Genomic DNA, 26,225 nt, shown 5'->3' with positions numbered 1-26,225 from the left:
TCCCTCCGCTGAGCGACGCGGCTCCCTCCCGGGCGCCTTCAGTTTCCTCCTCGCCGGTTGACGCGGGTCTGAGTGCCGGGGCGGCAGCGCGTCGTCTCGGCGTGGCCGTCACCACCCTGCGCACCTGGCATCAGCGGTACGGCCTCGGGCCCAGCCGGCACGAGGCCGGGCACCACCGGCGGTACTCCGCGGAGGACATGGACCGACTGCAGGTCATGCAGCGCCTCACCACCCAGGGCGTGGCGCCCGCCGAGGCCGCCGCCTGGGCCCGGAACGCCCCGCTGGGCGGGCCGGCGCCCGCTCCCCGGGACGGCGGCTCACCACCCGCGGCCGCCTCGGTGGTCCGTGGGCTGGTGCGCGCCGCGACGCGGCTGGACGCACCGGCCATGCGGGACATCCTCTGCACCGCCATCACCGAACGCGGCGTGGTATCCGCCTGGACCGACACGATGGTGCCGGCGCTCGTCGAGATCGGTGATCGATATCGGGTCACCCAGCGCTTCATCGAGGTCGAGCACCTGCTGTCCCGGACCGTCACCGAGGTGCTCGCCACCGCGCAGCGGGCACCCGGCAATCCCCGGATCCTGCTCGCCGCGGCCGACGAGGAACAGCACACGCTGCCGCTGGAGGCGCTCACCGCGGCGCTGGGCGAGGCCGGGGTACCCAGCCGCTTCTTCGGGGCGCGGATGCCGTCGGTGGCGCTGCTGGACGCGATCGGGCGTACCGGGCCGGCCGCGGTGGTGCTCTGGTCGCAGCGCCCCGCCACCGGAACCGTCGACCAGCTGATCAGGGTCCGCGACGTTCCGCACCTGCCTCTGGTCGTCGCCGCAGCCGGTCCGGGCTGGCCGAGCGGCGATCTACCCCCCGGAATCACCCGGCTGACCGGCCTCCCCGAAGCGGTCCAACTCCTCGCCGCCATCTGACCCCCGACGTTTCCGCTGGTCAGAGGCGCGTGAACGAAAAAGGGGATACCGATTTGGAGACCGGCCGGTGGATCACATATGCTTTCCAAGCCTTCAACGGGGCGCGGTTGGGGCCAAGGCCACCAAGCGTTGCAGATCGGGTAGCCAACTCGGTGTGCAATGATGGCGGAGTTGCCCTCATCGTCTAGTGGCCTAGGACGCCGCCCTTTCAAGGCGGTAGCACGGGTTCGAATCCCGTTGGGGGTACTGGTAAGTTAGCGGTGCAAGTCGCTGACGAACTAGGCAAGGATATACAGTAACAAAGCAAGGTCCTGTGGAGCAGTTGGAGTGCTCGCCGCCCTGTCAAGGCGGAGGTCGCGGGTTCAAGTCCCGTCAGGACCGCAACAACATTGCACGGCCAGGTAGCTCAGTTGGTACGAGCGTCCGACTGAAAATCGGAAGGTCGGCGGTTCGACCCCGCCCCTGGCCACCAGGCCTCTCGCCGGGCACTGAGCACCGTCCACCAGCTGAAAAGCGCGGTGGACGTTTTGCTTTCCGGGCCCATTCTTTTTTCGCTCACTCCACACGTCGTGTGTGAAGTTGTGGTGCGCTCCGCACCCAAAAACCCCACACGCAGCGTGGATCCCACCCTTGCGTGGGGAATTACGGCGCGCCCCGTGTCGCACGGCACACCGAATCCGTAGCCCTGTGGCGATCTCCCGCGGCGTAGCTGCGAGTCACGGCCCCAGCGCGCCCCCCGGTCCGTCGGCTGGCGCTCACGGCCGCCTCCCGGCCCGCGAGGCAACCCCCACCACCAGCCGGCCGTCGGTGCCGGAGTGCTCCCCCCAGCCCTGCGTGGGGAGTTGCGGCGCGCTCCGCACCCAAAGTCCCCACGCAACGTGCGGCTCGACGTTGCGTGGGGACTTTCGGTTCGCACCGCACCCAAAAACCCCACACAACTGTCGAAACATGCCTACGTGGGGAGTTGCGGCGCGCTCCGCACCCAAAGTCCCCACACAGCGAGCGGCTCGACGTTGCGTGGGGACTTTCGGCGCGCTCCGCACCCAAAAACCCCACGCAACGAGCGGCTCGACGTTGCGTGGGGAGTTTCGGGTCGGGCCGCACCTGGAAAGCACACGCGACGCTGTGAGCGGCGGATGCGAAAGGCGCCCGGCAGGAAGCCTGCCGGGCGCCGAGTCGGAGTGCTGGAGGGTTGGTTACCAGCGGGTGGAGGAGACCAGGCGCTTGAGGACGTCGGCGGAGATCTCCGGGGTGTTGGTGGTCGCGGCGGAGGCGGAAGCCGACGCCCACGGGTTGCCGGTCACCTCGCAGGCACCGTAGACGGCACCACCGAGGGAGAGGCAGTAGTCGTTGTTCGCGCCGCCGTTGAGGCGGTCCGCGGCGGCTGCGCCGATCGGGTGGCCGGTGTTGAGGTCGAAGTACGCGCCGTACAGGAAGTCGTCGCCGTTGCCGCCGATGATCGAGTCGACGCCGTTGCCGCCGGTCAGCGTGTCCTTGCCGTCGCCGCCCGAGAGGGTGTCGGCGCCGGCCGCGGTGCTGTAGTAGTGGTCGCCGTAGATCTCGTCGTCGCCGGCGTCACCGTTGATCCGGTCGTTGCCCGCGTAGCCGTAGATCAGGTCGTTGCCGACGCCACCGGAGATGACGTCGTTGCCCGCGTCGCCGGCGATCTGGTCCCTGCCGGCGTAGCCCAAGATCTTGTCGTTGCCGGTGCCGCCCCAGACCTGGTCGTTGCCCGCGCCGGCGTTGAGGATGTCGTTGCCGCTCTCGCCGAACAGCTTGTCGTTGCCGTTGCCGCCGTAGAGCTTGTCGATGCCGGTGTAGCCCTGCAGCTGGTCCGGGCCGTTGCCACCGATCAGGGTGTCGTTGCCGGCGCCGCCGTCGGCGAGCATGTAGATCGAGGTCTTGTTGGTGACCCTGTCGTTCTTGTCCCCGAGAGCGACGGAGATCTTCGTCGGCTTCTTCGAGGTGGTGCACTTCACCTTGGTCGAGTCGACCCGCTTGCAACCCTTGCCGGGCTTCAGGGCGACCTTGTCATCGAGCGTGACGGTCCGGCCCGAGACCGTGATGACAAGCGAGTTCGCCTTGCTCATCAGGGCGTTGAACTTGATGGTGGTGCCGGACACCCGCGCCAGGCCGGCCGTGGCGGCCTGGGCCGGGGAGGCGAACAGGGCGGTCGCGGCGAAAACGGCGACGGCGGTGGCGCCGACGGCGGTCAGTGACTTGCGATTGATCAAGAACATCGAGACATTCCCCCGTTGCGAGCAGATCAGGCGGTGTCGATCACCGCACGGGCCACATCGTAGAACGGTACCGTTCCGGCCCGCGTCCCCGTTTCGGCCCATTGATGGTCTCAACGTAAGTGATCGACACCACTGTCCTACGTGGAACCCCAGCCCACGGGGCACGGGTGCCCTCTTGAAGGTGGCCGTCCGCTCTATCAAAGTGTTATCGGACGGTCCCCACTGGATCCGGTTTTGCGAGGAGGCACATCGCCGTGCAGACCTTCATGAACGAGACAGAACAGGCGGCCTACAACCTTGCGGAGGCGCTGAGCGAGAAGGCCATGACGAACATGAAGTTCGCCGAGGAGGCGGCCGAGGCGTTCCGCGCCGGCAAGATGGCGATGCGCCGGCAGTTCAAGGCACGCGGACTGTCCGAAGCGGAGGCTGACATCCGCTACTCCGGCACCGCGCAGGCGTCCAAGACCATCTCTGACAACAACTTCTTCATGTCACAGGCGTCGATGTACAACGCGGCCGCCGCGACGCAGTACGCGAAAGCCCTCTACCACAAGAAGTAGTGACCGGAAGGTGTAGCCGGCCCGGGGCAGGTGCTCCCCGGGCCCGGATCAGGCCGCCCGGTGCCGCAGGGTCGCGACAGTGGAACCGGCCAGGGCGAGCAGGCAGTCCGGCAGCTGGCCGTCGGCGATCGCGGCGCCGAACAGCGCCTCGCCGGTCGGGAAGTCGCCGTTCACGTACGCGCTGACGAACCGGGCGACCCACCGCTTGTCATACCGTGCGTCGTCGATGCCGGGGAACTCCAGGGTCCAGCCGCCGCCGCTGGGCAGGCCACCGACCATCGTCGCGGCCAGGCACCACGCGACGTCCCACGCGCCGACCACCCCGTCCCGGTCCACGACCGCGTCGAAGGTACTGGCCACAGCATCGCTGTCACCGCTGAGAGCGCAGGTCAGGATCTGCGTGGCGTCGTCGAACGCATGCTGTGGTACTCCGGTCACGCACAGAACCGTACGTCGAACCGTCAAGGAACGCCCGTCGATCAAGAGGGTCAGGCGCCACGCAGCAAGCAGGTGATCCGAGCCGTGCAGACCCGCTCGCCGGACTCGTCCTCGAGAACCACCTCGTACGTGGCGACCGCACGCCCCCGGTGCACCGGAACCGCGATCCCGGTCACCAGCCCGGAGCGGGCCGCCTTGTGATGGGTGGCGTTGATGTCCACCCCGACCGCGAACGGCCGGTCCACGGTCTGTCCGTGCAGCACCGCCCCGACCGAGCCGAGGGTCTCCGCCAGCACGCAGGACGCCCCGCCGTGCAGCAGCCCGTACGGCTGGGTGTTGCCCTCGACCGGCATCGTCCCGACCACCCGCTCGGCCGTGGCCTCGGTGATCACGATGCCCATCCGCTCGGCGAGCGCACCGCCTCCATTGCTGGTGAACAGGTGCTGCATGCCGTCTGCCGCGATATCCACGACGGCGTACGTTACCCCCGGCCGATCACCGCACCAGCGATACCCGTCACAGCCGGAAAGACTGGCCCTTGCGCGGGCGGGGTAGTCATGTGGCGGTTGTGCCGGATGTCGTCAACGGGCACAGTCGTGCAGAACCCAGCAGAGGAGACGCTATGAGCGAGCCGCAGGAGATCGTCGAGACCCGGGGCGACGACCGCGTCGACCTGATCACCAGTGACGCCAACGGCGACGGCAAGATCGACGTGTGGGTGTCGGACACCGACGGCGACGGCAAGCCGGACCTGTTCCAGTTCGACACGGACGGCGACGGCAAGGTCGACGTGACGATGGTGGACCTCGACGAGGACGGCACGCCGGACACGATCGTCGACGGCGACGGCGGGCTGCCGCCGGCCACGGTCTGAGTCAGGCGCCGCCCAGCGCGGCGAGTGCGACCCACAGCACGGCGATCGCCAGCGCGGCGGTGCCGATAGTGGAGGCGGTGTGCCGCCAGGTACGAGCGCCCACGACCGCTTCCGGGTGGCCCAGAGCCACCAGGGCGGCGCGGTGTGCACGTACCTCGAGGTGGTACCGCCCGACGTCGTCCGGTGCCCGGCTGAGCTCGACCGCCAGCCGGGCCTGGGCACGCTGCAATCGTCGTACCGAAGCTCGGGCTTTTCGTCCTTTCTTGTCGGCGGCGTGCCGCCGGGCCGCGGCCCGCAGCGAACCGGAACCGAGCGCCTGCAACTCGCCCTCGGTGATCATTTCGGGGTCGTCGAGACCGGCCAGCCGGGACACGTAGTACTCCGCCTCGCGGTCGTGCGCGCGGCGCACCAGATAGAGGATCAGCAGCAGCGGCGGCAGGCCCTTGAAAGCCAGGACGGCGAGCAGCGCGACCGCGCCGTTGCCCAGCCCGTCCCGGAGCAGCGGCGAGTTCCACAGCACGTGCGAGGCCCAGGCGCCGAAGAGCGCGAGCCCGGCCATGGTGATCCGGCGCCCCCGGCTCCGCTCCGTGTTGACCACCAGATAGCCGACGCCGGCCCCGGCCAGCGCGCCGAACAGGGTGTGGCTCCAGACCCCGGCCAGGAATCCGCGGACCAGGAACGTGGTGATCACCGGCTGGACCTCGTCGCCCTGCCCGGCCATCGCCACCGCGCCGATCGCGAAGACGATGTCCTCGACGATCTGGAAGCCCAGCCCGACCAGCGCGCCGTAGACCACCCCGTCCAGCACGCTGTTCACCTGGGAGCGGGCGATCAGCACGATCGCCACCACACCGAGCGTCTTGGCGATCTCCTCGACCGACGGCCCGGCCAGCGCGGCGCCCCAGTCGGCAGCCAGCCCGGGCGAGCCCAGTTTGGCGATCAGGTTCTCCAGGGCCACGCTGCCCGGGATGGAGACCGTGGTGGCCACCAGGCCGCCCCAGGCGAACGCCACCACGAGCAGGCCGGCCGGTTCCCGCTCGAGGAAGTCGAGCTCCTGGACGAAGCGCCAGAACGGTACGGCGAGCAGCGCGAACAGCCCCACCGCGGTGACCGTGGCGAGCGGGTAGGCCGCCAGGAACCGGTGCAGGATCTGTGACATCCGCACCGCCCCGGCCGCGAGCAGCGTGCTGACCACCCAGAACGCGGGTGTCCGGAGCAGCGCCGCGGGGCCCGCACCGGGACGAACCGGCTCGCTCACCGAGTGCCGTCGAAACGCAGCGTGCGGGTGCTCGCCTCGATGGCCGGCAGGGTGCGGCCCAGGTCGAGGTCGGCGCCGCTGACGGTGACCTCGATGGTCAGGCCGTGCACGACGAACACCGCGTACCGGCCGCCGCGGTCGCCGGCGGTGTAGCCGCCCTGCAGCCCGGCCAGCCCACCGGCGGTGGAGACCGCGAGCTGGGTGCCGGTGACCTGATATCCGGAGGTGCCGGTGATCCGCTGACGCAGCCGGTGGGCGGCCGCGGTCAGGTCACCGGAGAAGGGTTGGACGGCGATCGCGTACCGGACCGGGCCGAGCCGGAACAGCGCGGTGCCGCGGTCCTCGCCCGGCCGGGTCCCGGTGACGTCCAGGGTCGCACCGTCCGGGGGCACCACGGTGACCCCGGCAGCGACCCGGTACGGCGTGTCGTCGGGCAGCGATCGTTGGGCCGAGACGGCGCGATCCACCGCCGGCAACCCGAAGGCGAGCGCGGCCAGGACGGCGACCAGAACGAACGCGCCGAGCAGTCCGGGTGTGCTGGGGAGATCGGTGAGATGACGCCGCGTGACCGTCCCCATCCGTACACGCTAACCAGGCTTCCCGGTGATGTCCGGTGATCCGGGCGTACGGCCATTGTGGAGGGACGATCAACCTGGCAGATTACGGATTTGTCCGTTTTACCGAAAGGTGCTCGGGTGGCACGACCGAGGTCAGCCACACCCCGTTGTCGCTGCAGTGGAAGACGTGTCCGCCGGCCGCCATCGTCGCGGCCGTCACGGAGAGCACCACGACGTCGGCCGAGCGCCGCCCGCCGACCTTGAGGGCGGTCGGCACGTCCACGGACAGGTGCACGTGGTGCCGGCTGCGCGGCCGCAGCCCGTCCCGCATGATCGAGGTGAGGTTCTCCCGCGGGGTGCCGTGGTAGAGCGTCGGCGGCGGGTCGGCCGGCGGAAGGTCGAGATCGACCTCGACCCGCCGGGAGTGCCCCTGGCTGGCCCGGATCCGCTCCACGCCGTCTGCGCCGGTGGCCACCGCGAACCGGGACTTGTCGTTGAACGCCACCACGGCGTCCAGCTCCGCGCGGCTGATCCGCAGAGCAGTGAGAAACGTGTCGACCGGCACCCAGCCGCCGGTGTCGAGGGTCAGACCGGCGGTCTCCGGCCGGTGCCGCAGCACCAGGGACATCCGGCGACTGAGCCGGACTTGATCTTTCGTGAGGGTTGTCATGGGACTTGCTCCATGACCGCAAGGTAGTACGGACGGTCCTTCTGGTCGACCGATTTCAATCGCCACCCGGTGCCGTCGATCAGCTGCTCCAGCTCGTCGACCGAGCAGTTGAGGTAGTCGAACCAGTCGCTGGCCACCATCCGGTAGCGCAGCCGCAGCCGCAGCTGGCCGCCGAGCCGTCCCCGGGCCCGGTTCCGCTCGTGATAGCCGACGTGCACCGGATCCCTGGTCCCGTACGGGTCGGCGCCCTGGGCCAGGATCCGCGCGCCCGGGTTCGCCAGCCGGGACAGCGCCTCCAGGAAGGCCGGCGCGCGCTCCGGGCCCTCCAGCAGGCCCAGGTTGTTGCCGAGCAGCAGGAAGGTGTCGTAGCGGGCGGTGGCTCGGGCGTACCCGTCCACGGTGCTCAGCACGGTGTCGCGCAGGCCGCGCCGGCGAGCCACCTCGATGGCGCCGGCCGAGGTGTCCAGACCGGTCACCGCCATGCCACGGCGTTGCAGCTCGAGCGCTATCCGGGCGGCGCCCACGCCGATGTCCAGCACGTGCCCGCGACACCGGCGCAGGGCTCGGTGGTCGTGTGGCTGCCAGGCGTCCGGCTCGTCCAGGTAGTGATCGGCCGGGGCCCCGTTGATCAGGCCGTCGTCCCGCTCGATCACTTCGATCACCGGCCGGAACAGACGTCCACCGGCCAGCGGGCGCGGCCCGATTCCGGTCCGCACCGCGTACGCGTCTTTGATCATCTCGCCGAAGGCGTCGCCGATCATCGGCTGCTCCATAGTCATTACTCTTCGGTAATCGACCGTGCTGAAGCAACTCGCCACGGCTGTCGCCGGGACTTCGAAAACGCGTCGTATCCTGCCCGCACCCGGCTCGTTGATCTAGCAGACGGGTGAGCCGGGAAGATCAGAGCCAGGGAACGAAGAAGGGGCGATACGCCTTCCCCAGCGCACGCCCCTTACAACGATCTAGGTCGAACCGGTCAGTCACCCTGCCGCTGCGTGGGAATCTGTCCCTGCAGCAGGGCGCGAACCTCCGACTCCCGATAGCGACGGTGGCCGCCCAACGTGCGAATTGCGCTGAGCTTGCCCGCCTTCGCCCACCGGGTGACGGTCTTCGGGTCGACTCGGAACATCGACGCCACCTCGGCCGGCGTTAGTAGCGGCTCAGGATCGTGCGTACGCGATGCCATCGGTCACTCCTCCACAGGTGCCTAAAAACATCGGCCGGGGTCCCGCCGGCCGGTGCGTCTCTCATGGTCCGGCTAGTCCCCGATGTCCGACATGGGCCGAACGGACGAACGTCCCCAGATAGACGGATGAAGCATGCCCGATTTTTACGTGTTTTCTACGCCAGATAGTGCCGCGTTTAGTCCGATTATCACGCTTCGCCGGGCGGCGATCACGAAGAGTGTTCGCCTTGGGAGCGCTCTAACCGGCGGGAGAACTTACCGGTCTGTCCCGTTTCCGCAGGTCAGTTGCTGCGTTCGAGAAGCTGGACACTTCGCCACCTAGCGACCAATTTTTCGTACGCCTCACTGGCCGCGTCGGCGTCACCGCGGGACAACGCCGAGAGTCCGGCGGCCACCAGTCCGGGTGAGTCATCCTCGCGGAGCTTGTCCTCCGGAAGGAGGTTGACCAGGCCGCCGTAGTCCAGCTCGACCACCGAGCGGGGATGGAACTCCTCCAGCCACCGGGTGCCCTCCTCGACCGCCTCGGTGATCGGGGCGTCGCCGAGCGACTTGCGCAGCACCGAGACCGCGCGATGAGCCCGCCGCCGGGCCTTGGAGATCTCCGTGCGGTAACGCAGCGTGCGCCGCCGGCCGGTGAGCGCGATGTCCCGCTCCTCCAGGTCGACGAAGGCGAACCAGCGCAGCGGCACACCCCAGGTGGCGATCTGTTCGTGCACCCGCGGCACGCCCTGCTCCAGCACCTTGGCCCCGCTGCGCCAGTCCTCCACCACGGCCTTGGCCTGCCCGGCCAGCACCGGCGGGACGAACGCGTCGGCCAGCACGGCCGGTACACCGTCCCGGGCGGTCAGCGCCGCCTCGGCGACCCGCAGACGCAGGTTCCAGGGGCAGATCAGCAGGGAGTTCTCCCACTCCAGCACGTACGCCTCGTCGGGCAGGTCGGGCAGCCGGGTCCAGCCGGCCCCGAGCGCCTCGAGCACGGCGGTGCGCTGGCGGACCGGCCCCTCGATCGGTCCGAGATCCCGGCCTTCCTTGGCGTAACGGCGCCAGAAGACCTGCCGCTCTCGGTCGAAGGCGGTCAGTGGCTCGTAAACCCGTAGGTACGACGCGAACAGTGACGGCACGGCGCGATCCTTTCACGGATTCGCCCGGGTGGAACTTCCCGCGCGGGCGTAATCGCCGTGCCATTCCCACGACTACGCTCGGCTTGTCCGGCCTACCCCGCCGGGTTCAGGGCCCCACGAAGGCCCACACACGCAGAATCAGGGAGAGCAGCGATGGGTGTGTTCGACACCGACGGCAACGAAGCCTCCGGGCACGAACAGGTCGTCTTCTGTCAGGACCGGGTGACCGGCCTGAAGGCGATCATCGGGATCTACTCGACGGCCCTCGGGCCGGCGCTGGGCGGCACACGGTTCTATCCGTACGAGAGCGAAGAGGCCGCGCTGGCCGACGTGCTCAAGCTGTCCCGCGGCATGGCGTACAAGAACGCTCTCGCCGGCCTGGACCTGGGCGGCGGCAAGGCGGTGATCTGGGGCGACCCGGCCACCGGCAAGTCCGAGGCACTGCTGCGGGCGTACGGCCGGATGGTCGAGTCGCTGAAGGGCCGCTACTACACCGCCTGTGACGTCGGTACGTACGTCCCGGACATGGACGTGATCGCCCGGGAGACCCGCTACGTCACCGGCCGCAGCGTCGAGCACGGCGGGGCGGGTGACTCGTCCGTGCTGACCGCCTGGGGCGTCTTCCAGGGCATGCGTGCGGCCGCAGAGCACGTCTGGGGCAGCCCCACGCTCGCCGGGCGCACGGTGGGCGTCTCCGGCCTCGGCAAGGTCGGCAAGTACCTCACCGGCCACCTGATCGACGACGGCGCCACCGTGATCGCCACCGACGTCAGCCCGGCCGCCCTCGAGTGGGCGCGCACCACCCACCCGGAGATCGTCCTGGTGCCGGACAACGCCACGCTGATCGCCGCGGACCTCGACGTCTACGCGCCGTGCGCCCTGGGCGGCGCGCTGAACGACGACACCATCCCGGTGCTGCGCGCCAAGGTGGTCACCGGCGCGGCCAACAACCAGCTGGCCCACCCGGGCATCGGCAAGCTGCTGGACGACCGCGTGATCCTCTACACGCCGGACTACGTGGTCAACGCCGGCGGCGTGATCCAGGTGGCCGACGAGATCGAGGGCTTCAACTTCGAGCGGGCGAAGCTCCGGGCGACCGGCATCTTCGACACCACCCGGCGCATCCTGCAGCTCGCCGGCGACGAGGGTGTGCCGCCCGCCGTGGCCGCCGATCGGCTCGCCGAACGACGGATGGCGGACGTCGGCCGACTGCGTTCGATCTACCTCGGCTAAGGCGTTCCGAGGCCTGCCGCGCGGCGCTGGAAAAAGAGAACCGCGACGCGCGGCAGTGTCACACGCAACCCGAGGTGCCGAACGCGCCGTCGTCCATGTACCGTAAGACCCACGAGAGATGCCTGACGTCATCGGGGCCCGCCTTCGGGCTGCCCCGAATTCTGTGCGAGGGGGTCGAGCCATGGGGCGCGGCCGTGCTAAGGCCAAGCAGACGAAGGTGGCGCGGGAGTTGAAGTATCACTCCCCGAACACCGACCTCACCGCCTTGCAGCGCGAACTGGCGGGTGCCGGTAAGTCGAATCATCATTTCGACGACGACAACGACGAGCTCGTCGACGATGATGAGGATGACGACGCGGACGACGACCAGGATTCCTGGTCGCCGACAAGGCGCTGACCCGCATCGCACAGAGCACAGGGTCTGACTTGTGCTCCTCCTGCGTGTAGTGGTCACCTTCCTACGGTTGCACTGATGCCCACGCGGGCCACCCCCGCGTGGGCTTCGACCGCCCGGTCTTCAGCGTGGGCGGTTGTTCCAGTTGTAGAACGTAGGAATGTTCTCAAAGTGATTCCAGGCGCAGACCGCCGAGCCGCTATCGCTCGCTGCCTCCTCTGCGCGCTGCCGACGGGCCTCCTCCGCCTCCGCGATGAGCGCGGCCAGTCCGTCCCGGGTCTCGTGCACCCGTGCGGCCACCGGATCCTCCACGCCGTCAGACGGCCGTGGCTTCGTGATCTCGGGCATGGTCCAGCACTCCCTCCAGTAGGCGAATCTTGCTGTTCCGGCAGTGGTTCGTCTCGGTGCCGTCGAACCGGCCGTGTTCGAAGTAGCGGTTGGCCGCGTGCGCGCCGCCGCAGAAGCCGAAGTAGGGGCAACTCGTGCGGCACGCCTCCACCCCGTTCAGGAACTCGCTGATCCACGGCGTGGACGTCGCCTCGACGAGGATCCGGCGCAGCGGGGTGGTCAGCACGTTGCCACTGGTGAAGTCCCCGTACCGGAGATCGTGAAAACCGGCGAGCTCGGGTGAGAGCAGCACCACCGAGCCGTCGTAGGCGATGGTCGGGATCGGGTCGAGCTGCCGGGGCAGCAGCGCGTCGGCGGTGCCGTCGAGGACCGCCGCGGCGTACCGCAGGGTCCACTCCACCTCGCGCAGGTGGATGCTCGGGGCCTTGCGCCACGCGGCGACCAACTCGGCCCAGAACGCGCTCACCGCGGCCGGATCGTGCTGGTTCAGCCGGAGGTTGACGCCCTCCTGCTCCTCGACGTTGATGCCGAGCACCTCGCAGCCCAGGCCGAGGAAGAACTCGTACAGCTCGGTGGCCATGCCGGGACGCGGGTCGGAGACCACGCACAGCGTCGAGAACGGGATCCCGTGCCGCTGCAGCGTCCGGATCCCCTTGGTGATCAGGTCGTAGGCCGGCTTGCCGCCGCGGTCGACGCGCTCACCGTTGCGCTCCCGCGGCCCGTCCACGCTCACGCTGACCCGGACGTCGTGCTCGGCGAAGAACTCGCACCACGCGTCGTCGATCAGGGTCGCGTTCGTCTGCACGTGGTGTTCCACGTCACCGCCGAACGGCGCGAACAACGCGGCGAGGTGGGTGGCGCCGGCCGCGAGCGGCTCACCACCGTGCCACACCACGGAGAATCTTCCGGTACGGGCGAGGTCGGCGACCTCCGCGGCCACCGCCTCGGCCACGGCGACCGGCATCTTCCGGTTCTCCCGCCGGAACGGGAGGTAACAGTAGCCACAAGCTAGGTTGCACAGAGTAGTGGGCTGCATGACGACATAACCCGGCTGCGCGGCTATGCCCCGCATCCCGCTCCACGTGTCCGCCATCGCGCACCTCCCGTAGGCACCTGTCGAGCAGGGCCAGGCTAGGCCTCGCGGTCCAGCACCCAATGCGAAAGATCCGTATGTGCCGGACATCGGCACACACGGATCATTTCATGCTCTGCCCGTCACGAACCAGACTCGCGATCACGCGACCGGTGATCTCATACCCGGATCACAGCCGGTGTCACGCCCTGTCGCGGACATGATCACCACGGTGGGTCAGCCCCGGGTGTAGGACCCCATCATCTGCACCTGGCCGGTGCCCTCGAGGACCTCGCCGACCTGCCAGGCCTCGACACCGCGGCCGGCCAGGTAGGCCATCGCGCGGTCCGCGTCGTCCGAGGAGACGACAGCGAACATGCCGACACCCATGTTGAAGGTGGCCTCCATCTCCGAGTCCTCGATCCGGCCCTTGGCCTGGATCAGGTCGAAGATCGGCTGCGGGCGCCAGGTGGAGCGGTCCACCACAGCGTCCATGGTGCCCGGCAGGACCCGGTTCAGGTTGCCGGGGATGCCGCCGCCCGTGACGTGCGAGAACGCCCGCACGTCGGTCTCCTCGATCAGGCCCAGGCAGTCCTTGGCGTAGATCTTGGTGGGGGTGAGCAGCTCCTCGCCCAGGGTGCGCGAGGTGCCGAAGTCGTCGACAACGGTGTCCAGGCGCATCCGGCCGGCGCCGAGCAGCACGTGGCGGACCAGGGAATACCCGTTCGAGTGCAGGCCGGACGAGCGCATCGCGATCACCGCGTCGCCGATCTCCACCTTCTGCGGGCCGAGCAGCAAGCTCTCCTCGACCACGCCGACACCGGTGGCCGAGACGTCGTACTCGTCCGGGCGCAGCACGCCCGGGTGCTCGGCGGTCTCGCCACCGAGCAGGGCACAACCGGCGTACCGGCAGCCGTCCGCGATGCCGGCGCCGATCTCAGCGATCTTGTCCGGCACGACCTCGCCACAGGCGATGTAGTCGAGCAGGAACAGCGGCTCGGCGCCGCAGGCCACCAGGTCGTCGACGACCATCGCGACCAGGTCGATGCCGATCGTGTCGTGGATGTCGAGCTGCTGGGCGATGACCAGCTTGGTGCCCACGCCGTCGGTGGACGACGCCAGGATCGGGCTCTTGTACTTCGCGGTGTTGAGCTTGAACAGCCCGGAGAAGCCGCCCAGGTCGCCGATCACCTCGGGCCGGGTGGTCTTCTTCACCTTGGCCTTGAGCAGCTCGACGGCCCGATCACCGGCGTCGATCGAGACACCGGCCGCCGCGTACGTCGCGGAGCGCTTGCGCGGCCCGCGGCCGGCGCCCGCCGTCCACGGCTGTCGGTCGCCGCCCTCAGCGCCGTTCGATCCGGCACTGCGCTCGGACACGTGCGTCACGGTTCTCCCCTTAGCGGTTCTGCGGTAACTGGCAGAGTCACCATTGATTCAGGTCACGGATGGTGCAGCGCGTTGGCGCCACCCGGGCTGGCCACCAGCGGCGCCGGTGCCGCGTGGTCGTCCCCGTGCTCGCGGACCTCGTACTCGGTCTCGAGCTCGGTGACAGCGGCCTCGACCGCCTTCGGTGCGGCGGCCGGCATGCCGGCGCGACGGCCGACACCCTCCAGCACATGCTTACCGATCAGGTCGGCAGCCGGCAGCTCGATCGGGTACTCCCCGGTGAAGCAGGCCATGCAGAGCCGGGATTTCGGCTGCTCGGTCGCCTGGACCAGGTTGTCGAGCGAGACGTAGCCCAGGCTGTCGGCGCCGATCGAGCGGCGGATGCCGTCGATCTCCAGGCCGTTGGCGATCAGCTCGGCCCGGGTGGCGAAGTCGATGCCGTAGAAACACGGCCACTTCACCGGCGGCGACGAGATCCGGACGTGGATCTCCAGGGCGCCGGCCTCGCGCAGCATCCGGATCTGGGCGCGCTGGGTGTTGCCCCGCACGATCGAGTCGTCGATCACGACGATCCGTTTGCCCCGGACCACCTCGCGCAGCGGGTTCAGCTTGAGCCGGATCCCGAGCTGGCGGATGGTCTGCGAGGGCTGGATGAAGGTACGGCCGACATACGCGTTCTTCATGAAGCCGGCGCTGTACGGGATGCCGGAGGCCTCCGCGTACCCGATCGCGGCCGGGATGCCGGACTCCGGGACGCCGATCACCAGGTCGGCCTCGACCGGGTGCTCCTTGGCCAGCTTGCGGCCGACCTCGACGCGCGCGGCGTAGATGTTGCGCCCGGCGATCGTGGTGTCCGGGCGGGCGAGGTAGACGTACTCGAAGAGGCAGCCCTTCGGCTCCGGTGCGGCGAACCGCGAGGAGCGCAGGCCGTGCTCGTCGATCGCGATGATCTCGCCGGGCTCGACCTCGCGGACGAAGCTGGCGCCGGTGATGTCCAGCGCGGCGGTCTCGCTGGCGACCACCCAGCCGCGCTCCATCCGGCCGAGCACCAGCGGGCGGACGCCCTGGGCGTCCCGCGCCGCGTAGAGCGTGTGCTCGTCCATGAAGACGAAACTGAACGCGCCGCGCAGAGTGGGCAGCACCTCCATGGCGGCGGCCTCGACCGAGAGGTCGGGGCGACCGGCCAGCAGGGTGGTGACCATGGCCGTGTCGGAGGTGGAGTCACCCACGTCGAGACCGCGGTCGGCGATCTCCTTGGCCAGCTCGGCGGTGTTCACCAGGTTGCCGTTGTGCGCCAGCGCGATCGTCGTGCCGGCCGGGGTGGCCCGGATGGTCGGCTGGGCATTTTCCCAGTTCGAACCGCCGGTGGTGGAGTAACGCGCGTGCCCGATCGCGAGGTGACCGCGCAGGCTGGCGAGAGTGGGCTCGTCGAACACCTGGGAGACCAGGCCGACGTCCTTGTAGACCACGACACCGGAACCGTCGCTCACCGCGATGCCGGCGGCTTCCTGGCCCCGGTGCTGGAGTGCGTACAGCCCGAAGTACGTGAGTTTGGCGACCTCTTCCTCGGGGGCCCAGACGCCGAAGACGCCACAGGCATCCTGGGGGCCGCGGTCCTGGGGGTCGAGATCGTCGGTCAGTAGGCCGTCGCCTCGGGGCACCTGTTCGCTCCCTCATATCGGTTCGCACGAACTGTCCGAAGCGCCGACCATCCAAATCGTTGGTCTAGCCCGGACTCCGCTCGCTCCGATCGCCCAGTGTACGCGAGCCCGGAGGCGGCACCTGCGGGCTCATTCCCCGGTGAGCGGCAGGTACTCGGTGAGATCGGTGCGGATCCCGCTGGCCCGCAGCCGTCCGTCCCGCGTCGCTTCCGCCCAGTCCAGGCGGCCGGTGGCCAGGAGCAGCCACGTCATCGGATCCGTTTCGACCACATTGGGCGGTGTGCCGCGGGTGTGTCGCGGGCCGGGCACGCACTGAATCGCACCGAAAGGTGGAATACGCACCTCCACCGAACGGCCAGGCGCCCGTTGGGACAACTCGGTCAGCAGGGCGCGAACCGCGTCACGCAGCACCGCACGCTCGGGTTCGTCTCCCCGGTCCAGCGCGCCCAACGCCTCGGACACCGACTCGGATTTATTGTGCGCAGACGACATGTCGGGACGATACGACTCGGTTCGCCGACAACGGCACACCGCCCTGGGTCGCGCGAAAGCCGTGTGGCAGGGCATAGTTGCCGACGGCGTAGAAGTCGCGCGAGATCTCACGTGCAAGAGACCGGAGACAACGCGACACGGAAGGTGGTGGACGTGACAACGCACCTACGGGGCCGGGCAGTTCAGGCCGGTGCGTTCCTGGTGCTGGTCGCAGGCTTGGTGGCCGGTGGTCAGACGGCTGCTCTCGCAGCCACACCCACCGTCAATATCACCGCACCATCGAGCGGCAACTCTGGGGACACTGTAACCGTCACCTACACGGTTGGTAACCCTGGGGGCTCCGCCGAATCCGCCGATACAGCCGTCCCGGTGAGCATCACGACCACCCTCGTCGGCGGTGCCTGCAACAGCGGTTGCGGCAACCAGAATGTCAGCCTGAAGCCCGGCGAGGACACCGACGGCTCGGCGACGATCGTGCTTCCGCCCGTCGGCGAGGGCCAGAAGCAGGACATCACCTTCGAGGTGGAGGCCAAGTCGACCGGCGACACGGGCGGCACGAAGAAAGCCGTCGCCAAGATCAGGGTCAACGGCCCGGCCGCGCCGGCCGACACCAACGTGCGTCTGGTGACCGGCACGATCAAGGACAAGGACGGCAACCGGCTGCCCGGCGCGTCCGTCGGCATGGTCGACAGCCAGGGTCACAAGTACAGCGCCATCACGAACAACGACGGCGGGTTCTCCTTCGCGTCCTCGGACACCAACCCGATCTCGGCCGGCCCGATCACGGTGGGCGCGACGCTCGACGGGTTCAAGGGCGCCAGGACCACCGTCAAGGGCACCGTCGGCAAGACGGTCACCGCGTCGATCACGCTGAAGGCCGTCGCCGCTTCCGCGTCCGCCTCGCCGAGCGCGTCGGTCAGCGCCTCGGCCAGCTCGGCGGTGAGCGAGGAGCCGACCGACGACGAGGCCACCGACGACGCGACCACCGACCCGGCGAACACGCTCGCGGCCGACACCGATAACAAGTCCGACGACAGCGGCGGCAGCTCCTGGCTGCTGATCGTGATGGGTGGCCTGCTGGTCGCCGCGGGTGTCGGCGCGATGGTGCTGGTCTGGCTGCGCCGCAAGAACGCCGCGGCCAACGGTGACGACACCAACGGTGGCGGCGCGGGTTACGGCGGCGCTCCGATCGGCGGCGGCCCCGCGGGCGGTCCCCGGTACGGCAACGACGCGACCCGGGTCGCCGCGCCGGTCGGCGCCGGCCGTGGTGGCGACGCCACGATGGTTGCCGGAGCCGGCGGCATGGGTGCGGCGCTCAGCGACGCGCCCACGATGATCCATCGCCCGGCGGTGGTCGAGGACGAGTTCCCCGACCCGTACGGCGCTCCGGTGCCCCCGCAGGGCGGCTACCTCGGCACGAACAGCAGCCAGTGGGACGACCAGGGCGGCTACGGCGCCGCCGGCACTGGCGCCGCGGGCGGCTACGGTGCCGCGACCAGCGGGTACGACGCGCAGGCCGACGGCTACGGCCAGGCCACCAACATGTACCAGCCGGAGCAGCCGCAGCAGCCCCAGCCGGGGCAGCGCTACGACGAGGCCACCGGCATGTACCAGCCGAACAACGGCTACGAGGACGACGGCTACGGCGCCGGCGGGTACGCCGCGGGCCAGCAGGCCGGCGGGTACGACCAGGGCGGCTACGGCAACCAGGCCGCCGACCAGGCGGGCTGGGGCAACCAGGGCGCCCAGGCCGGCTGGGGCAACCAGCCCGACAACGGCGACGGCTACGGCCCCGCCGGGTACGAGCAGGGCGGTTACGAGCAGGGCGGCGGCAACTACGGCGCCCAGCCCCCCGCCCAGCCCGCCGGGTACGAGCAGGGTGGCTACGGCAACCAGGGCTACGACCAGCACGGCGGCAACTATGGCGGCGCTCAGCAGCCCCCGGTCCAGCCGGGCCAGCCCGGTTACGGCACCCCGGGCTACGACCAGCGCGGCAACGCGTACGGAAACGGGCAGGACCCGAACCGCCGCGGTCGTGACTGGGAAGAGTGACCTGATCTGAAGGGAAGGGCCCCGCGCATCGCGCGGGGCCCTTTTCCATACCGGCGGCAGGTAAGAGAAAGCCGGCCGGGAAGACTCCCCGGCCGGCTTCGGTGTATCTCGATCAGGACTCGATCGGTCCGCCTGGCTTCGGCTCGGTCAGCTCCAGGGTCACCGAACGACCCTCGCTCACCGGCGCCTCGACCTCGACCGGCGCGGCCCGGTTGACCAGCTCGGCCGATCCGCCGAACAGCTTCGGCAGGGTCTCCGTGAACGCGGTCCGCAGCTCGGCCAGCGGGATCGCGAACTGATCGGTAACGGTCAGCGTTGCCTCGGGCGAGGTGACACCGATCTGCGCGATCGGCACACCGAACTTCGCCGCCAGCGCCACGAACGCCTTCTCGTGACCCACCGGCACGGCCACCAGGGCCCGCCCCGCCGACTCGCTGAACAGCTGGACGAACGCCGACTCGCCGTCGGCCGGGAAGGTCACCGTGGCGCCCACCTCGTGCCGCAGGCAGCTCTCCACCAGCACCTGAGCCAGGCCCCCGTCGGAGAGGTCGTGCGCCGCGCTGACCAGTGCGGCCTTCGAGGCCTGGGCCATCAGCTTGCCGAGCGCCTGCTCAGCCGCCAGGTCGACCTTGGGCGGACGGCCACCGAGGTGGTCGTGCGTCACCCAGGCCCACTCCGAGCCGGAGAGCTCCGCCCGGGTCTCGCCGAGCAGGAAGAGCAGCTCGCCGTTGTTCTTGAAGCCCATCGGGATGCGCCGGGTGACGTCGTCGAACAGGCCCAGCACGCCGATCACCGGGGTCGGGTGGATCGCCGCGGCGCCGGTCTGGTTGTAGAAACTGACGTTGCCGCCGGTCACCGGGATGCCGAGCTGCTGGCAACCGTCGGCCAGACCGCGCACGGCCTGGGCGAACTGCCACATCACGGCCGGGTCCTCAGGCGAGCCGAAGTTCAGGCAGTCGGAGACCGCGATCGGCTCGGCACCGGTCACCGCGACGTTCCGGTACGACTCGGCCAGCGCCAGCTTCGCGCCCTCGTACGGGTCGAGCCGGGCGTACCGGCCGTTGCCGTCGACCGACAGCGCCACACCGAGGTTGGTGACCTCGTCGAGGCGCAGCACACCGGAGTCCTCCGGCTGGGCCAGCACGGTGTTGCCGAGCACGTAGCGGTCGTACTGCTCGGTCACCCAGGTCTTGTCGCACAGGTTCGGCGACGCGATCATCCGCAGCACGGTCTCGCGCAGCTCGTCGCCGGTGGACGGCCGGTGCAGCGTCTCGGCCCGGTCCGCCTGCAGCAGGATCAGGTCGGACGGCTCACGCATCGGACGGTCGTAGACCGGGCCGTCGTCGGCGAGCGAGCCCGGCGGCACGTCCACCACGACGTGGTCGTTCCAGGTGATCAGCAGGCGGCCCGGGGTGCCGTCCGCGCCGGCCGGGGTGACCTCGCCGATCGCGGTGGCCCAGACGCCCCACTTCTCGGCGACCTTGAGCACCGCCTCCAGGTTCTCCGGCGTGACGATCAGGAGCATCCGCTCCTGCGACTCGCTGGCCAGGATCTCGGTCGGCGACATCGAGGCCTCGCGCAGCGGGACCCGCTCCAGCCAGACCCGCATGCCGGTGCCGGCCGCCGCGGCGGTCTCGGTGAGCGCGCAGGTCAGACCGGCGCCACCGAGGTCCTGGATGCCGGAGACCAGACCGGCGTCGTACAGCTCCAGGCAGCTCTCGATCAGCAGCTTCTCCATGAAGGGGTCGCCGACCTGCACCGACGGGCGGCGCTGCTCGGCCTCCTCGTCGAAGGTGGCGGACGCCAGCACGGAGACCCCGCCGATGCCGTCCCGACCGGTCCGCGCGCCCATCAGCACCACGATGTTGCCGGTGCCGGTGGCTTCCTTCTTCTGCAGCCGCTCGACCGGCATCACGCCGATGCTCAGCGCGTTGACCAGCGGGTTGCCCTGGTAACACGGGTCGAAGACGATCTCGCCACCGATGTTCGGCAGGCCCAGGCAGTTGCCGTAGCCGCCGATGCCGGCGACCACGCCGGGCAGCACCCGGGCGGTGTCCGGGTGGTCGGCCGCGCCGAAGCGCAGCGGGTCCATCACCGCGATCGGGCGGGCGCCCATCGCCAGGATGTCCCGGACGATGCCACCGACGCCGGTCGCCGCGCCCTGGTAGGGCTCGACGTAGCTGGGGTGGTTGTGCGACTCGACCTTGAAGGTGACCGCGAGGTCGTCGGAGACCTGGACCACACCGGCGTTCTCACCGATGCCGGCCAGCATCCGGGTGTTCTTCGGCACCTTGGCGACGAACTCACGCAGGTGGACCTTGCTCGACTTGTACGAGCAGTGCTCACTCCACATGATCGAGTACATCGCGAGCTCGGACGCCGTGGGCCGGCGGCCGAGGATCTCGCGGATCTTCGCGTACTCGTCGTCCTTGAGGCCGAGGTCGGCGAACGGCTGGAGCTCGTCGGGGGCCTTCTCGGCCTTCTCGACGGTGTCCGGGCCGTCCTCGAACTTGTTGACCAATACGTCGGTCGCAGCGAAGCCGCTGGGCTTGTCCTGCTGCGTGGTCACTGCTGTCCCCCTGCGAGCTGACCGCCCGCGGTCGCCCCCGCCAGGGCCCGCAGGACGGAGGTGAAGAAGCCGAGGCCGTCGAGCGACGGACCGGTCAGCGCCTCCACGGCGTGTTCCGGGTGCGGCATGATGCCGACGACGTTGCCGGCCTCGTTGGTGATCCCGGCGATGTCGCGCTGCGAACCGTTCGGGTTGCCGCGGACGTAGCGCGCGATCACCCGGCCCTCGGCCTCGAGAGCGTCAAGCGTCTTGGCGTCGGCGACGTAGCAGCCCTCGCCGTTCTTGACCGGGATGAGGATCTCCTGGCCGCCGGTGAAGCTGTTGGTCCACGCGGTGTTCGTCGACTCGACCTTGAGCCACTGGTCCCGGTTGCGGAAGTGCAGGTGTTGGTTCCGGGTCAGCGCGCCGGGCAGCAAGTGCGCCTCGCAGAGGACCTGGAAACCGTTGCAGATGCCCAGAACGGGCAGGCCGCCGCGGGCCGCGTCGATGATCGACTCCATGACCGGAGCGAATCGCGCGATGGCGCCGCAGCGCAGGTAGTCGCCGTACGAGAAGCCGCCGGGAAGCACCACGGCGTCGACGCCGTGCAGATCCGGGTCGCCGTGCCAGAGGCGGACAGCCTCGGCGCCGGCGATACGGGCGGCGCGGGCGGCGTCCCCGTCGTCCAATGATCCGGGGAAGGTGACCACACCGATCCGCATGGTCAGGCGACCTCCGCCGCGTCTGCGACGACCCGAATGTCGAAGTCCTCGATCACCGGGTTGGCGAGCAGCTTGTCAGCGATCTCGCGAGCCCGATCCAGGTCGGGTTCACCGGCGAAATCGATCTCGATCCGACGACCGATGCGGACTGAGGAGACATCGGTGACGCCGAGCCGGGGCAGGGCATTCGCCACCGCCTGACCCTGCGGATCCAGGATCTCCGGCTTGAGCATGACGTCGACCACGACGCGAGCCACGGGCACTCCTGACTGATAGGTGTAAGCACGGAGGAGCCTACCTGGTCAACCGTCCGACCGAACCGGCGACCGCTGTCGGGCGGCCGACTCAGCCGGACGTTGAGCCAGTTCAGAGGATGGGCGCCGGGGCGTAGCCGGCGGCCGACGGGTGGCGCGCCACGATCGCGGCGACCCGGTCGGCGATCGCGCGCACCTGGGCCGGCGCGGCGCCCACGAACGCGGCCCGGTCGGCCACCAGCGTGTCGATCTCGGCCCGGGTCAGCTGCAGCCGGCCGTCGTCGGCGAGCCGGTCGAAGAGGTCGTTGACCGCCGCGCCCTTCTCCCGCATGGCCAGCGCCACGGCGACCGCGTGCTCCTTGATCACCTCGTGCGCGACCTCCCGGCCGACACCCTTGCGGACCGCGGCGACGAGCAGCTTGGTGGTGGTCAGGAACGGCAGGAAGCGGTCCAGCTCCCGGGCGATCACCGCGGGGTACGCCCCGAACTCGTCGAGCACGGTGAGGAACGTCTGGAACAGCCCGTCGGTGGCGAAGAACGCGTCCGGCAGGGCCACCCGGCGCACCACCGAGCAGGAGACGTCACCCTCGTTCCACTGGTCGCCGGCGAGCTCGCCGACCATCGACAGGTAGCCCCGGACGATCACGGCAAGGCCGTTGACCCGCTCCGACGACCGGGTGTTCATCTTGTGCGGCATCGCCGACGAGCCCACCTGGCCCGGCTTGAAACCCTCGGTGACCAGCTCCTGGCCGACCATCAGGCGGATCGTGGTGGCCAGCGAGGACGGCCCGGCGACGATCTGGGCCAGCGCCGACACCACGTCGAAGTCGAGCGACCGCGGGTAGACCTGGCCGACGCTGTCCAGCACCCGGGCGAAGCCGAGGTGCGTGGCGACCTTGGACTCCAGCTCGGCCAGCTTCTCCTCGTCGCCGTCCAGCAGGTCGAGCTGGTCGGCGGCGGTGCCGACCGGGCCCTTGATGCCGCGCAGCGGGTAACGGCCGATCAGGTCGTCCAGCCGCTCGTACGCGATCAGCAGCTCCTCGGTGGCCGAGGCGAACCGCTTGCCGAGCGTGGTGGCCTGCGCCGCGACGTTGTGCGAGCGACCGGTGATCACCAGGTCGGAGTGCTCGACGGCGAGCGCGGCGAGCCGGGACAGGGCGGCGACCACGCGGTCCCGGATCAGCTCGAGGGACGCCCGCAGCTGCAGCTGCTCCACGTTCTCGGTGAGGTCGCGGGAGGTCATCCCCTTGTGGATCTGCTCGAAGCCGGCGAGCTCGGAGAACTCCTCGATGCGCGCCTTCACGTCGTGCCGGGTGACTCGCTCGCGGGCCGCGATCGAGGCCAGGTCGACCTGCTCGAGAACTGATTCGTACGCCTCGACGGCGCCGTCCGGCACCGTGATGCCGAGGTCACGCTGGGCCTTCAGGACCGCCAGCCAGAGCCGGCGCTCCATCCGGATCTTCTCCTCCGGCGACCAGAGAGTGACGAGTTCGGCGGAGGCGTAGCGGCTGGCGAGCACGTTCGGGATGGTCACGGCACCGATTCTTTCATGGGCCGATCGGCCGGTTCCGGCACCTTGTGCCGCAGCGTACGGACGTCCCGGCTGCTCACCATGAAGATCACGGCGAGCGTCATGAGGGCGGCGAGGCCGATCAGGGTCGGGCGGAGGCCGAAGGCGAGCGCGATCGGTCCGGCCGCGATCTGACCGATCGGGATCGCAACGTACGAGCCGACCATGTCGTACGAGTAGACACGCGCGAGCTTGTCGGCGGGGATGTGCTCCTGCATCGTGGTGTCCCAGGCGATGTTGAACTGCTCCATCATCGCGCCGGTCACGAATCCGGCGACGGCGAGCACGACGAAGTGCGGCCGGACGCCGAGCACGAGAACCGGCAGGGCGTAGGCGAAGCAGCTCGCACAGCCGAAGAGCAGCAGCCGGCTGACCCGCAGACGCATCGCCACGAAAGCGCCGACGATATTGCCCGCGGTGACCGCGGCAAGCACGAAACCCCAGGCCCGCCGCCCGATGGTGTCGTCGGCGACAACGGGGCCGAGGACGTGGATGCCGCCGCTGGCTCCGGCGTTGAGCACCCCGAACGCGGCGACCACCACCCAGAGCCAGGTGCGGGAGCGGAACTCGGACCAGCCGGTACGCAATTCGGTGAGGATGGGGGCGTCGACGTCGACGGAGTCGCGGGCCACCGCCGGCAGCCGCACCAGAGCGAAACAGGCCCCGGCCAGCAGGAACGTCGCGGCATCGGCCGCCATACCCCACCCGGGCCCGACCCCGGCGACCAGCACGCCGGCCATCGGCGCCCCAACGATCATCGCGGTGCTGAAGAACAGCCGGTTGAGCCCATTGGCCTGCTGGCGCACGTCGGCCGGCACGGTCTGCGGCAGGATCGCAGCCGAGGCCGGCAGAGCCACCGCGGCTGCCATCCCGTTGAGCGCGGACAACCCGATGAGCAAGGGGATCGTGGCGTTGCCGGTGAGCACCAGGGCCGCCACCACGGCCTGGGTGACCGCGGCGGCAAGGCACGATCCGACCATCAGCAGATTTCTCGGCAGCCGGTCGGCGAACACTCCGCCGAAGAGCAGGAACACCACGTTGGTCAAGGTGCGGATGCCGAGCACCAGGCCCAGGTCGCGGGCCGAACCGGTGAGGTCGAGCACGGCGAAGGCGAGAGCGATCGGCGCGATGGCATTGCCCAGCGTGTCGATCGTGCGGCCGGCCAGCAGAAAGCGGAACGACCGGTGCCGCAGCGGCGCCAGGAGGCTCACCCGGCCTCCATCTCGAACATCGCCACGGTCGTGCTCGTCCGAACGGTGCCCGGTGTGCCCGCCGGGCACGCGGCGGCGTGCAGGTCGTGGACCGCGGCGGTGATCCGCTCGGTGATCTCCCGCCAGGTCTCCGGATCGACCCAGAGCTCGGCGTCTGCCGTCACGCCTTTGCCGCCCGGTCGGTGGCCCTCGGCCGCGCGCCGGGTCATCTCGCCGGCCGCAGCCGGATAGAACGAGCCGGGGGCGACCGCCGGAGCGGGGGCGGCGTGGTCGTAGTGGTACCGCTTCGCCAGCCCGCCACGGATCTTCTCCTCGCCGGCCGTCGCGATCAGGCCGGCCGCGGCCAGGGTGCGCAGGTGGTAGCTGGCGTTGGCGTGGGTCAGACCGAGCGCCCGGGCCACCTCGGCGGCGGTCAGCGAGGCGCCGGTGAGCAGCGACAGGATCCGCAGTCGCGCCGGGTGGGCCAGCGCGCGCAGCGAGGCCTGTCCACCATCCCCCAAAGACATGTTGGGGAGTCTATGACTCGGACGCGTCGACCGTCCAACACTTGTTGGAGAGTGGCAAACTGCACGAGAAAGCGGCATTCTCGCTAAGGTTACTGGCGAGTAGGTTCGACGCTCATTCCGAAAGGTCCCCTGATGACTGAATTCAGCCCCGAGTCGCTCTCCACGATCGGCCCGAAGGAGTTCTCGCAGCTCGTCAAGTCCACTCCGGACTCCAAGATCAGCGAGATCATGGCGTCGGACGCGCGCGGCAAGATCCTCGATGAGGTCTTCAACCGCATGCCCACGCTGTTCCGCGCGGAGAAGGCCGGCGACACCCAGGCCGTCATCCACTGGATCATCACCGGCCCGAACGGCGTCTCGGACACCTACGAGACCGTGATCGAGAACGGCGCCTGCACCGTCACCAACCAGCCGGTGCGCGACCCGAAGCTGGCCATGACCATGGACGCGGTCACGTTCCTCAAGGTCGTCGCGGGCGACGGCAACCCGATGATGCTGTTCATGACCGGCAAGATCAAGGCAAAGGGCGACCTGTCCCTGGCCGCCAACATCGCCAAGCTGTTCGACATCCCCAAGGGCTAATTTTCGCTTTCCGAAAAAGGGGTGTGCGGTCCGCATACCCCTTTTTCGGTACGAACTATGACTCCCAGTCCGCAGGCTACGAGCCGCGTCCCGTGATGGTCTCGCGCCCGACCGTGCCCACTCCCGGCCGCGGCGCGGCTCACGGTCCCGGCTGGGCCTCAGGGGTGTCTCCGCGCTGCGGAGACACCCCTGAGAGCCAGCCAAAGTCGGGAGTCGCGCTGCGGCCGGGAGTGGCTGCGGTCTCGCGTCGGCCTCACGGGCGGGACGTGGCTCGTAGCCTGCGGAGACCCTGTTGGTTTATTTGGTGGGGTTATGCGGCGAGGGTGAAGTTGAGGCGTTGGAGGTGGGTGGTTCGGGTGCGGTCGAG

27 protein-coding genes and 3 tRNA genes are annotated in these 26,225 nt (G+C 69.6%); 10 read left to right on the top strand and 20 right to left on the bottom strand.

Annotated features, from left to right (window positions below):
• Nucleotides 1-8: 8 nt before the first annotated feature.
• The 4 genes from ADL15_RS02550 to ADL15_RS02535 all read left to right on the top strand — a co-directional run bounded on the left by ADL15_RS02550 (nt 9) and on the right by ADL15_RS02535 (nt 1,395).
• Entirely contained in the window at nt 9-923 is a 915-nt protein-coding gene (locus ADL15_RS02550) for a MerR family transcriptional regulator (RefSeq protein WP_394326904.1), read from the top strand.
• A 173-nt stretch (nt 924-1,096) separates the two neighbouring features.
• A tRNA-Glu gene (locus ADL15_RS02545) sits at nt 1,097-1,169 on the top strand.
• A gap of 61 nt (nt 1,170-1,230) precedes the next feature.
• Nucleotides 1,231-1,304, top strand: a tRNA-Asp gene (locus tag ADL15_RS02540).
• A 14-nt stretch (nt 1,305-1,318) separates the two neighbouring features.
• Nucleotides 1,319-1,395 (top strand) — tRNA-Phe (locus ADL15_RS02535).
• A 724-nt stretch (nt 1,396-2,119) separates the two neighbouring features.
• Here the strand turns inward: ADL15_RS02535 and ADL15_RS02530 are convergent.
• The gene (locus tag ADL15_RS02530; protein WP_067684727.1) at nt 2,120-3,163 is read right to left on the bottom strand and encodes a calcium-binding protein; all 1,044 of its coding nucleotides are present in this window, start codon (nt 3,161-3,163) and stop codon (nt 2,120-2,122) included.
• A gap of 266 nt (nt 3,164-3,429) precedes the next feature.
• On the opposite strand from ADL15_RS02530, the gene ADL15_RS02525 reads away from it, so the two are divergent.
• Complete coding sequence (locus ADL15_RS02525; RefSeq protein WP_232343859.1) at nt 3,430-3,723, top strand: hypothetical protein; 294 nt, start codon at nt 3,430-3,432, stop codon at nt 3,721-3,723.
• A gap of 48 nt (nt 3,724-3,771) precedes the next feature.
• Here the strand turns inward: ADL15_RS02525 and ADL15_RS02520 are convergent, their stop codons facing one another.
• Entirely contained in the window at nt 3,772-4,161 is a 390-nt protein-coding gene (locus ADL15_RS02520) for a hypothetical protein (protein WP_067684723.1), read from the bottom strand.
• A gap of 50 nt (nt 4,162-4,211) precedes the next feature.
• A complete protein-coding gene (locus tag ADL15_RS02515) occupies nt 4,212-4,610 on the bottom strand; it encodes a hotdog fold thioesterase (protein ID WP_067684721.1) in 399 nt (132 codons plus the stop codon).
• A gap of 173 nt (nt 4,611-4,783) precedes the next feature.
• Between ADL15_RS02515 and ADL15_RS02510 the strand changes: the two genes are divergently transcribed.
• Complete coding sequence (locus tag ADL15_RS02510; protein WP_067684719.1) at nt 4,784-5,035, top strand: hypothetical protein; 252 nt, start codon at nt 4,784-4,786, stop codon at nt 5,033-5,035.
• A 1-nt stretch (nt 5,036) separates the two neighbouring features.
• Here ADL15_RS02510 and ADL15_RS02505 read toward each other — a convergent pair whose 3' ends face one another.
• The 6 genes from ADL15_RS02505 to ADL15_RS02480 form a co-directional block, all read right to left on the bottom strand.
• Nucleotides 5,037-6,293: a PrsW family intramembrane metalloprotease gene (locus tag ADL15_RS02505; RefSeq protein ID WP_067684717.1), complete on the bottom strand. Its 1,257-nt coding sequence runs from the start codon at nt 6,291-6,293 to the stop codon at nt 5,037-5,039.
• Entirely contained in the window at nt 6,290-6,871 is a 582-nt protein-coding gene (locus ADL15_RS02500; protein WP_067684715.1) for a hypothetical protein, read from the bottom strand. Before ADL15_RS02500 ends, ADL15_RS02505 begins: the two co-directional genes overlap by 4 nt.
• 82 nt (nt 6,872-6,953) lie before the next feature.
• The gene (locus ADL15_RS02495; protein ID WP_067684712.1) at nt 6,954-7,520 is read right to left on the bottom strand and encodes an RNA 2'-phosphotransferase; all 567 of its coding nucleotides are present in this window, start codon (nt 7,518-7,520) and stop codon (nt 6,954-6,956) included.
• A complete protein-coding gene (locus ADL15_RS02490; protein ID WP_394326903.1) occupies nt 7,517-8,293 on the bottom strand; it encodes a class I SAM-dependent methyltransferase in 777 nt (258 codons plus the stop codon). Before ADL15_RS02490 ends, ADL15_RS02495 begins: the two co-directional genes overlap by 4 nt.
• Before the next feature lie 203 nt (nt 8,294-8,496).
• A complete protein-coding gene (locus ADL15_RS02485) occupies nt 8,497-8,706 on the bottom strand; it encodes a BldC family transcriptional regulator (protein ID WP_014687221.1) in 210 nt (69 codons plus the stop codon).
• A gap of 281 nt (nt 8,707-8,987) precedes the next feature.
• Nucleotides 8,988-9,827, bottom strand: a complete 840-nt coding sequence (locus ADL15_RS02480) for a hypothetical protein (protein ID WP_067684708.1) — start codon at nt 9,825-9,827, stop codon at nt 8,988-8,990.
• A gap of 153 nt (nt 9,828-9,980) precedes the next feature.
• Between ADL15_RS02480 and ADL15_RS02475 the strand changes: the two genes are divergently transcribed.
• Nucleotides 9,981-11,060 (top strand): Glu/Leu/Phe/Val family dehydrogenase, encoded by a 1,080-nt coding sequence (locus ADL15_RS02475; protein WP_067684706.1) that lies wholly within the window; start codon nt 9,981-9,983, stop codon nt 11,058-11,060.
• A 181-nt stretch (nt 11,061-11,241) separates the two neighbouring features.
• On the top strand, nt 11,242-11,457 hold the full coding sequence (locus tag ADL15_RS02470; RefSeq protein WP_067684704.1) for a DUF3073 domain-containing protein: 216 nt from the start codon (nt 11,242-11,244) through the stop codon (nt 11,455-11,457).
• A gap of 120 nt (nt 11,458-11,577) precedes the next feature.
• Here the strand turns inward: ADL15_RS02470 and amcA are convergent, their stop codons facing one another.
• From amcA to ADL15_RS02445, 5 genes are all read right to left on the bottom strand, one after another.
• Nucleotides 11,578-11,802 carry a multiple cyclophane-containing RiPP AmcA gene (amcA, locus tag ADL15_RS02465; protein ID WP_067684702.1) on the bottom strand — a complete coding sequence of 75 codons (225 nt, stop codon included), beginning with the start codon at nt 11,800-11,802 and terminating at the stop codon, nt 11,578-11,580.
• Nucleotides 11,771-12,874, bottom strand: coding sequence for a cyclophane-forming radical SAM peptide maturase AmcB (gene amcB / locus ADL15_RS02460; protein WP_198170479.1), 1,104 nt, complete (start codon nt 12,872-12,874; stop codon nt 11,771-11,773). Before amcB ends, amcA begins: the two co-directional genes overlap by 32 nt.
• A 237-nt stretch (nt 12,875-13,111) precedes the next feature.
• A complete protein-coding gene (gene purM / locus ADL15_RS02455) occupies nt 13,112-14,260 on the bottom strand; it encodes a phosphoribosylformylglycinamidine cyclo-ligase (protein WP_067684698.1) in 1,149 nt (382 codons plus the stop codon).
• A 53-nt stretch (nt 14,261-14,313) separates the two neighbouring features.
• A complete protein-coding gene (purF, locus tag ADL15_RS02450; RefSeq protein WP_067684696.1) occupies nt 14,314-15,921 on the bottom strand; it encodes an amidophosphoribosyltransferase in 1,608 nt (535 codons plus the stop codon).
• A 129-nt stretch (nt 15,922-16,050) separates the two neighbouring features.
• Nucleotides 16,051-16,413: a sterol carrier family protein gene (locus tag ADL15_RS02445; RefSeq protein WP_083970837.1), complete on the bottom strand. Its 363-nt coding sequence runs from the start codon at nt 16,411-16,413 to the stop codon at nt 16,051-16,053.
• Nucleotides 16,414-16,782: 369 nt separating this feature from the next.
• Between ADL15_RS02445 and ADL15_RS02440 the strand changes: the two genes are divergently transcribed.
• Nucleotides 16,783-18,465 (top strand): carboxypeptidase-like regulatory domain-containing protein, encoded by a 1,683-nt coding sequence (locus ADL15_RS02440; protein ID WP_067684694.1) that lies wholly within the window; start codon nt 16,783-16,785, stop codon nt 18,463-18,465.
• 112 nt (nt 18,466-18,577) lie between these two features.
• Here the strand turns inward: ADL15_RS02440 and purL are convergent, their stop codons facing one another.
• From purL to ADL15_RS02410, 6 genes are all read right to left on the bottom strand, one after another.
• The gene (gene purL / locus ADL15_RS02435; protein WP_232343861.1) at nt 18,578-20,986 is read right to left on the bottom strand and encodes a phosphoribosylformylglycinamidine synthase subunit PurL; all 2,409 of its coding nucleotides are present in this window, start codon (nt 20,984-20,986) and stop codon (nt 18,578-18,580) included.
• A gap of 44 nt (nt 20,987-21,030) precedes the next feature.
• On the bottom strand, nt 21,031-21,741 hold the full coding sequence (gene purQ, locus ADL15_RS02430; RefSeq protein ID WP_067684690.1) for a phosphoribosylformylglycinamidine synthase subunit PurQ: 711 nt from the start codon (nt 21,739-21,741) through the stop codon (nt 21,031-21,033).
• A complete protein-coding gene (gene purS, locus ADL15_RS02425) occupies nt 21,738-21,992 on the bottom strand; it encodes a phosphoribosylformylglycinamidine synthase subunit PurS (RefSeq protein WP_067684688.1) in 255 nt (84 codons plus the stop codon). The genes purQ and purS overlap by 4 nt, the downstream gene beginning before the upstream one ends.
• A gap of 109 nt (nt 21,993-22,101) precedes the next feature.
• On the bottom strand, nt 22,102-23,523 hold the full coding sequence (gene purB / locus ADL15_RS02420) for an adenylosuccinate lyase (RefSeq protein ID WP_067684686.1): 1,422 nt from the start codon (nt 23,521-23,523) through the stop codon (nt 22,102-22,104).
• Complete coding sequence (locus tag ADL15_RS02415) at nt 23,520-24,770, bottom strand: MFS transporter (protein WP_067684684.1); 1,251 nt, start codon at nt 24,768-24,770, stop codon at nt 23,520-23,522. Before ADL15_RS02415 ends, purB begins: the two co-directional genes overlap by 4 nt.
• Complete coding sequence (locus tag ADL15_RS02410) at nt 24,767-25,276, bottom strand: ArsR/SmtB family transcription factor (RefSeq protein ID WP_067684682.1); 510 nt, start codon at nt 25,274-25,276, stop codon at nt 24,767-24,769. The genes ADL15_RS02415 and ADL15_RS02410 overlap by 4 nt, the downstream gene beginning before the upstream one ends.
• A gap of 132 nt (nt 25,277-25,408) precedes the next feature.
• Between ADL15_RS02410 and ADL15_RS02405 the strand changes: the two genes are divergently transcribed.
• Entirely contained in the window at nt 25,409-25,858 is a 450-nt protein-coding gene (locus tag ADL15_RS02405; protein ID WP_067684680.1) for an SCP2 sterol-binding domain-containing protein, read from the top strand.
• The last annotated feature ends 367 nt before the right edge of the window (nt 25,859-26,225 follow it).

The organism is Actinoplanes awajinensis subsp. mycoplanecinus, from assembly GCF_001509495.1.
Classification (GTDB): Bacteria; Actinomycetota; Actinomycetes; order Mycobacteriales; family Micromonosporaceae; genus Actinoplanes; species Actinoplanes palleronii.
This window is presented reverse-complemented; position numbering and strand designations above follow the sequence as displayed.

Excerpts from the sequence above, each read along its gene's own strand:
- ADL15_RS02445 (WP_083970837.1), bottom strand. The coding sequence starts at position 16,413 with ATGTCGTCTGCGCACAATAAATCCGAGTCGGTGTCCGAGGCGTTGGGC.
- ADL15_RS02485 (WP_014687221.1), bottom strand. The coding sequence starts at position 8,706 with ATGGCATCGCGTACGCACGATCCTGAGCCGCTACTAACGCCGGCCGAG.
- ADL15_RS02405 (WP_067684680.1), top strand. The coding sequence starts at position 25,409 with ATGACTGAATTCAGCCCCGAGTCGCTCTCCACGATCGGCCCGAAGGAG.
- ADL15_RS02510 (WP_067684719.1), top strand. The coding sequence starts at position 4,784 with ATGAGCGAGCCGCAGGAGATCGTCGAGACCCGGGGCGACGACCGCGTC.
- ADL15_RS02490 (WP_394326903.1), bottom strand. The coding sequence starts at position 8,293 with ATGGAGCAGCCGATGATCGGCGACGCCTTCGGCGAGATGATCAAAGAC.
- ADL15_RS02530 (WP_067684727.1), bottom strand. The coding sequence starts at position 3,163 with ATGTTCTTGATCAATCGCAAGTCACTGACCGCCGTCGGCGCCACCGCC.
- ADL15_RS02475 (WP_067684706.1), top strand. The coding sequence starts at position 9,981 with ATGGGTGTGTTCGACACCGACGGCAACGAAGCCTCCGGGCACGAACAG.
- ADL15_RS02500 (WP_067684715.1), bottom strand. The coding sequence starts at position 6,871 with ATGGGGACGGTCACGCGGCGTCATCTCACCGATCTCCCCAGCACACCC.
- ADL15_RS02515 (WP_067684721.1), bottom strand. The coding sequence starts at position 4,610 with ATGCAGCACCTGTTCACCAGCAATGGAGGCGGTGCGCTCGCCGAGCGG.
- ADL15_RS02495 (WP_067684712.1), bottom strand. The coding sequence starts at position 7,520 with ATGACAACCCTCACGAAAGATCAAGTCCGGCTCAGTCGCCGGATGTCC.
- amcB (WP_198170479.1), bottom strand. The coding sequence starts at position 12,874 with ATGCGGGGCATAGCCGCGCAGCCGGGTTATGTCGTCATGCAGCCCACT.
- ADL15_RS02525 (WP_232343859.1), top strand. The coding sequence starts at position 3,430 with ATGAACGAGACAGAACAGGCGGCCTACAACCTTGCGGAGGCGCTGAGC.
- amcA (WP_067684702.1), bottom strand. The coding sequence starts at position 11,802 with ATGCCCGAGATCACGAAGCCACGGCCGTCTGACGGCGTGGAGGATCCG.
- ADL15_RS02410 (WP_067684682.1), bottom strand. The coding sequence starts at position 25,276 with ATGTCTTTGGGGGATGGTGGACAGGCCTCGCTGCGCGCGCTGGCCCAC.
- ADL15_RS02470 (WP_067684704.1), top strand. The coding sequence starts at position 11,242 with ATGGGGCGCGGCCGTGCTAAGGCCAAGCAGACGAAGGTGGCGCGGGAG.